Source organism: Rhodococcus sp. IEGM 1241 (assembly GCF_033142365.1).
Lineage (GTDB): Bacteria > Actinomycetota > Actinomycetes > Mycobacteriales > Mycobacteriaceae > Rhodococcus_F > Rhodococcus_F erythropolis.
Genome location: NZ_JAWLSE010000003.1, coordinates 719193 through 725579 on the forward strand (window position 1 = coordinate 719193; position 6387 = coordinate 725579).

The 6387-nt window shown below is 57.9% G+C and carries 6 protein-coding genes; 5 read left to right on the plus strand and 1 reads right to left on the minus strand.

What is annotated here, in order from left to right; translation table 11 throughout:
* Positions 1 to 259: 259 nt before the first annotated feature.
* The 5 genes from R4P70_RS18440 (at position 260) to R4P70_RS18460 (ending at position 5143) form a co-directional block, all read left to right on the plus strand.
* Entirely contained in the window at positions 260 to 1231 is a 972-nt protein-coding gene (locus tag R4P70_RS18440; protein ID WP_020969036.1) for a daunorubicin resistance protein DrrA family ABC transporter ATP-binding protein, read from the plus strand.
* The gene (locus R4P70_RS18445) at positions 1228 to 2091 is read left to right on the plus strand and encodes an ABC transporter permease (RefSeq protein ID WP_020969035.1); all 864 of its coding nucleotides are present in this window, start codon (positions 1228 to 1230) and stop codon (positions 2089 to 2091) included. The genes R4P70_RS18440 and R4P70_RS18445 overlap by 4 nt, the downstream gene beginning before the upstream one ends.
* Positions 2088 to 2945, plus strand: a complete 858-nt coding sequence (locus tag R4P70_RS18450) for an ABC transporter permease (protein ID WP_020969034.1) — start codon at positions 2088 to 2090, stop codon at positions 2943 to 2945. The genes R4P70_RS18445 and R4P70_RS18450 overlap by 4 nt, the downstream gene beginning before the upstream one ends.
* A gap of 194 nt (positions 2946 to 3139) precedes the next feature.
* Positions 3140 to 4153, plus strand: coding sequence for an alpha/beta hydrolase (locus R4P70_RS18455; protein WP_020969033.1), 1014 nt, complete (start codon positions 3140 to 3142; stop codon positions 4151 to 4153).
* 66 nt (positions 4154 to 4219) lie between these two features.
* Entirely contained in the window at positions 4220 to 5143 is a 924-nt protein-coding gene (locus tag R4P70_RS18460) for an esterase/lipase family protein (protein ID WP_020969032.1), read from the plus strand.
* Positions 5144 to 5300: 157 nt separating this feature from the next.
* Here the strand turns inward: R4P70_RS18460 and R4P70_RS18465 are convergent.
* Positions 5301 to 6387: thioesterase domain-containing protein (locus R4P70_RS18465; RefSeq protein WP_317831068.1), on the minus strand; the 1087-nt coding region annotated here is incomplete at its 5' end.

Consider the following 6387-nt stretch of genomic DNA (forward strand, 5'->3'; position numbering starts at 1 on the left):
AAGAATCCATTTGGTCATTCGTTCAATTAGAGGAGATCTTCACGTTACAAAGAGTATTTGTGATTCTTGCCACAAGGTGAAATCGAAGGTGAGAGTTGCTGGCAGGAGCCACATACCCCCTCTCACGCGTCCGATTGCCCGAGTGTCGGTTTGACCCTCCGGTAACATCTGAGCGGAGATCACGGATAGAAGACAGAAGGCATCTGTGCGCCCGTCGGGAGCGCGTGCCCGTTCCGACAATGCAGACAGCGGAGTGTTGATGCCCTTTTCCACGGACGCAGCGGTACTAGTGGAGGACGTACACAAGTCCTTCAAGAACGTGCACGCGCTGCGAGGGATCAACTTCACCGCACCACGTGGGACGGTGCTCGGCATCTTGGGTCCCAACGGCGCAGGCAAGACAACGACGGTGAAGGTCCTCTCCACGCTCATTCGCCCCACCAGCGGACGCGCGATGGTGGCTGGCTACGACGTCGTGCGCAATGCTCCAGAGGTTCGACGCTCCATCATGATGACCGGGCAGTTCGCCGCCCTGGACGATTCACTCACCGGCCGCGAGAACATCGAACTGTTCGGCAGGTTGATGGGGCTCGACCGAATGTCCGCGAAGGTGCGCGCTGCCGACCTGCTCTCTCAATTCGACCTCGTCGAAGCAGGATCCCGAGTAGTCCGGAACTACTCCGGCGGTATGCGCCGACGAATCGATATTGCGTGTGGCCTGGTTGTCCGCCCCGAGGTCGTTTTCCTCGACGAGCCGACCACCGGCTTGGATCCGCGCAGTCGGCAGAGCGTCTGGTCGCTGGTTCAATCACTGAAGGAGCAGGGAATCACCGTGCTCCTGACAACTCAGTACCTCGAAGAAGCAGATTTACTGAGCGACAACATCATCGTCATCGACAAAGGCGCGGTCATTGCCGAGGGGACTGCTGACCAATTGAAGGCTCGAACCGGCGCAAGCTTCTGCGAGATCGTGCCCGCAGATCTCAAACAGCTGCCTCACGCGGTCCATGCACTCGGCAATCTGGTCCCCCGCGACTTCAGATTCGATCTGGCACAAGAGAGCGGGCGGATCGCGATCCCCGCACCTGTCGGCGCAGGAACGCTCTCTGAAGCACTGCGTCGTCTGGACCACGCACGGATTCCGCTTGCAGACATTGCACTTCGTCGCCCGTCACTCGATGATGTCTTCCTTTCACTCACAGGTGAACAGCACGTGAGTGAGACGCCGTGACGACAACTACAAAATTCGGGGTCGATCAAGTGACTGTCCGCGAGGACACTCGCAGCAAGATTGCAGTCCCCGAGGCATTAAGCGTTGGAAAGCACCGCCGACCACATCCGTCAGCGATCAATCAGTGGTGGGTGCTGACGGCACGCACCGTCAAATCCATGGTGAAGCGCTACGAACTACTGATCGCGGTAGTCGCGCCATTGATCTTCACGATCGGTTTCTACCTTCCGTTGAAGTTCGTCATGCAACTTCAGGGCATCAACTATGCCCAGTTTCTGATGCCGATCATCGTGCTGCAAGCCATGGCCTTCACGTCGATCTCCGCCGCTCAGATGTCCTCGACCGAGTCGATCACCGGCTTCAGTAACCGCATGAAAACCATGCCAGTAGTCGGCCCCGTGCCGCTGTTGTCTCGTCAATCGAGTGGCTTCGTCCGTTCGACAGTCTCACTCGCCGCGGCATTGACCTTCGGCCACTTGATCGGTTTCCGATTCTCAGCAGGCATGGGTCAGGCAGTTCTGTTTTGTGCGATCGCCCTCGCGTTCAGCACTTGCCTGTCCTTCGCCGGTGATGCAATCGGTTCACTGTCGAAAAGTCCACAAGCCACCAGTCAGGCGCTGACACTCCCCCAATTGATTCTGGGGATGTTGTCCTGCGGTTTCGCGCCCGAGACTGGCTTTCCCGAATGGATTCGGCCGTTCGTGCGCAATCAACCGGTATCGCAGTTCTCCTTCGCCATGCGTGATCTTGCGCAGGGCGGAGTCACCTGGGGCGTCCTGTTTCCCGTCGTTGCGTGGACGATCGGGTTGATCGTCTTCTTCGCGCCACTTGCGTTCTGGGCAAGTATGAGGCGGTCATGAGCGAACCGACAGATCGTTTCATGGCGGCCGTCCGCCCCGCCGAGGGGTTTAACTTTCCTTACCCGGACAAAGCGCTCCCTGAAAGCTCTTTCAAGGCCCTGGTCGTGCACAGCGGGATTCAGGCCAAACGTTTGTTGCTCACGTGGCTGCGCGATCCATCAACCACCATTCAAGCTCTTGTGTACCCAGCGTTCATGCTGTTGATGTTCCGAGTCGTCCTGGGCAATTCGATTACAGCAGCGACGGGCCAATCAAGCATCTTCGGAACGGTCCCGCTGATCATCCTCGTTGGCGCCATGTTCGGCTCGATTGCGAGCGCAGTCGGACTCAAAGGCGAACGAGCATCTGGACTCTTGAGCCGGTTCTGGACTCTCCCTGCGCATCGTGCCTCCGGTCTGGTCGGACGCATGATCGCCGAAGCAGTGCGAGTTCTCGTCACCTCCATCGTCATCCTTGGTGTCGGCTATCTGTTGGGATTCCGATTCAACCAGGGTCCCCTGGCTGCGGTGGCACTCTTGGTATTGCCGATCGTTTTCGGCATCGGCTTCGCGATGATGGTCACGGCGCTGGCAACAGTGGCAGACAATCTCCCGCTTGTAGAGATCGTGTCGATCTCCTGCACGCTGTTGATGTTCTTCAACTCCGGCTTTGTTCCGGTGATGGCTTATCCGAAGTGGCTGCAACCAGTTGTTGCCGAGCAACCAATGTCCGTGGCAATCGATGCGATGAAAGGCCTCTCCTTGGGGGGGCCCGTCGCCGAGCCCCTGCTCAAGACATTGGCCTGGTCGTTCGGGATGGTCGTGGTGTTCGTGTATCCAGCGATACTCGGATACCGACGCGCCGCTTCGGATTGATAACCATCTCGGTATTGCCTGGTGGATCCGTACGCGCGGTAACGTCTACGGCTGACCATCCGAATTACAAGTAGCTCAGACTCACGAAACACGATTGCCGAGCAGTTCCGGCAGCACAGTTGAACCAACCGAAAGGCGTTGTCTTGACTCGAAAATTTCGGTCCCCCTGGAGGCGCACCGTCGCAGGTGCACTGATGGCGGCGAGCGTCGTCCTTGTTTCCAGCAGCATGGGCATCGCCGGTGCCACACCCATTGCACACCAAGGCGGGGGAGATGCAGCACAGGACGATTCGGACGGTTCGTACATCGAATCTGTCGAGCGAGTCAATGATCGTCAAATCGTTGTGAATGTCTACGCAGCATCAATGGACAAGTCGGTCCCCATTCAGGTGATTTTGCCTGCAGACAACTCGCAGCCGCGCCCCATTCTTTACCTTCTCAACGGTGCTGACGGAGGAGAAGGCACAGCAACATGGGACCGCCAAACTGATGTGGTCGACTTCTTCGCAGATAAGAACGTCAATGTTGCGATTCCGGCCAAGGGTCTGATGTCGTACTACACCGACTGGGAGAAGGAAGATTCCGTACTCGGAAAGAACATGTGGAGCACCTTCCTAGGCAAGGAGCTTCCTCCACTGCTGAACAAGGAACTCGGCAGCAACGGTGACCAGTCGATTGCAGCGATCTCGATGTCTGCGACCTCTGTTCTGAATCTTGCGATCGAGTATCCCGGGTTCTACAAGTCAGTTGCATCCTATTCGGGTTGTGCACAGACGAGTGACCCGATGGGGCAGGCCTTCGTGCGGGCGACCACTGAATGGATCGGCGGAGTTGGCGACATTCAGAACATGTGGGGCCCATTCGACGGTCCGGGCTGGGTCGAACACGACCCGGTAGTCAACGCCGAAAAGTTGCGTGGCACTCCCCTGTACATCAGCACGGGTAGTGGCTTGCCCGGCTTTCCGAATGATACTCCGGAGAACCCTCGCATCCAGGATGGCCGAGCCGCGATGTTCGACCAGATTGTTGTGGGAGGACCAATCGAATTCGCGACTAGCATCTGCACCGGAAACCTCGCTCGACGACTTGCCGACCTGAATATTCCGGCAACTGTGGACTTCCGGCCGGTGGGTACGCATTCGTGGGGTTACTGGCAAGACGACTTGCACAAGTCATGGCCGTTCATCGCCCAGTCCCTCGGGGTCTGATCCCGAGACGCGGATTCTGTAAGCAAGTAGCAAAGCGAGCAACCAGATTCAGCACGCAAGGAAAGAATGAACCGATTCGCTCTGGCAACGCTGGCGTCTTTGTCGGCCTGTGTGGTGCTGGCCGGAATGCCAACAGCAGCATCAGCAGACCCGGCGGAACCCGCGCCCGGATTGTCCAGCATGGGTCCTTCCCCTGCCGGCGCCAACGACTGGGATTGCAAGCCAAGTCTCGAACATCCCCGTCCGGTGGTACTCGTACACGGGACCGGGATGAGCATGACCGACACCTGGGATGTTATGGCGCCTCAGCTTGCTGATTTGGGCTACTGCGTCTTTGCGCTGAATTATGGCGGTGTGCGCGAAATTCTGAATCCCAATGCTGTGCATTGGGGAATCACAGACATTGCAAGCTCCGCTGAGGAGCTTGCAATGTTCGTTGACTCGGTGAAATTTCACACCGGTACGACACAGGTGGACATCGTCGGTCATTCCCAGGGCGGCGTCGTTGCTCGCCAGTATCTTAAGTTCAACGGCGGAGCAACTCGTGAAGATCCGTCGAATAACAAAGTGCACTCGCTCATCAGTCTCGGCGCGACCAACCACGGAACTACATTCGGTGGTCTTCAAGCGAATGCACGATCACTGTCGGCGATGGGCCTCCCTGGCGATCTACTCGTCCAAGCGATTTGGGGGCCTGCTGGCGTCCAACAACTCAGCGGCACACCATTCTTGACAGCACTCAACGCGGAATCCGAGACGCAACCCGGAATCGAGTACACCGTCATCGCTTCGGCTCACGACGAAATCTCGACGCCACCCGAGGCAACTTTCCTTAGTCCAAGTGATGGCGCCGTGGTCCATAATGTCTGGACTCAAGATAACTGTGCCGGGAACACCGCGTCCCACGGACAGTTGGTCAGAGACCCTCACACTCTTGATCTCGTCAAGTCAGCGCTTGACCCGGAGTACCGGTCGCTCCCTTGCGAATAGGCACGTCAAACAAGCAACAGCAGGATTGAAGCAGGCTGGCGGCGCGGAGAAATCCAGCGCCGCCAGCCTATTTTTGTATCTTCATGTACGTCCGTGGGTCTGGCTCGACGGCACGACGCCTAGCCAGGCCCGCGGATCGACGGCCACCGAGATAGCGTCAGGAATTCAGCGAGGCGGCAATCATCGGGCCGATCTCCTCCAGCCCCTCTGGCGTCATCATCGAAACATGGTTCACGCTTGCCTGACGAACATCGATTTCACCGTCGATCAGTGAACGCCACGGTTCGACCCCATCGGCCTCAGTTTCATTGGATCCCACGAACAGCACTGGCCCCGTGCACGTGTCCGGTTCGTACTCACGTGTCAGCGCCGCGGTTCGCGCGATGCTGGAGAACAACCGCCTGATATCGCTGGCATTAAGCCCGATAGCTCCGCCATTCACTGCAGTGAGGACATCACTGGCACAGTCGATCGATAGGTTCTCAAGGTCTTCGTCATCCGGAATGACGACGCCCAAGCCAGCAACTTCGTGTCTGACCATCGCCGCAAATGCTTCATCATCCAAGCTCAAGGGCGAGCCGTCCAAGATCACCAAGGCACTCACCTTCTCGCCGAGGGCTTCGAGCCTTGCCGCGATTCCATGCGCGACAACTCCACCGAACGACCAACCCAGAAGTCTGTACGGCCCCTGTTGTTGCACTGATCGGATCTCGGACACGTATCGATCTATGTAGTCGGTCAGTGCGGTCGCGGAAAAGTCCTCCTCGGTCAACGCTGGTGTCTGCAACCCGTAGAGCGGCACTGATCTGTCGACGAACGCGGCGAGAGGTGCGTACGGCCAGGCCAGCCCGACCATTGGGTGCACGCAGAACAGTGGAAGCTCAGATCCGCGTGCACGCAAGGGCAACGTGACAGCGAGTGCCGCATCAAGATCCAGTTCAAATCCAACGTGCATACCGGTAACCAACTTGTCGGACATCTCCGACACAGTCGAACTGGTGAATAGCATGCGTAGCGGAACCTCAACCGAAATCGCTTGGCCCAACTTCGCTGCCAACTGCGTGGCGATCAGGGAGTTTCCGCCCAATTCGAAGAAATCGTCATCGAGACCGACCCGATCGATACCGAGCAATTCTTCGAACACAGAAGCAACCAGACGCTCGACCTCCGTCACCGGAGCCCTGAACACCGCGGCCTCGAACACCGGCTCCGGCAACAACTTCCGATCCAACTTCCCCGAAGCA

Bases quoted from the DNA above. Each gene is read 5' to 3' on its own strand.
- R4P70_RS18440 (WP_020969036.1), top strand. From the start codon at position 260: ATGCCCTTTTCCACGGACGCAGCGGTACTAGTGGAGGACGTACACAAG.
- R4P70_RS18450 (WP_020969034.1), top strand. From the start codon at position 2,088: ATGAGCGAACCGACAGATCGTTTCATGGCGGCCGTCCGCCCCGCCGAG.
- R4P70_RS18455 (WP_020969033.1), top strand. From the start codon at position 3,140: ATGGCGGCGAGCGTCGTCCTTGTTTCCAGCAGCATGGGCATCGCCGGT.
- R4P70_RS18460 (WP_020969032.1), top strand. From the start codon at position 4,220: ATGAACCGATTCGCTCTGGCAACGCTGGCGTCTTTGTCGGCCTGTGTG.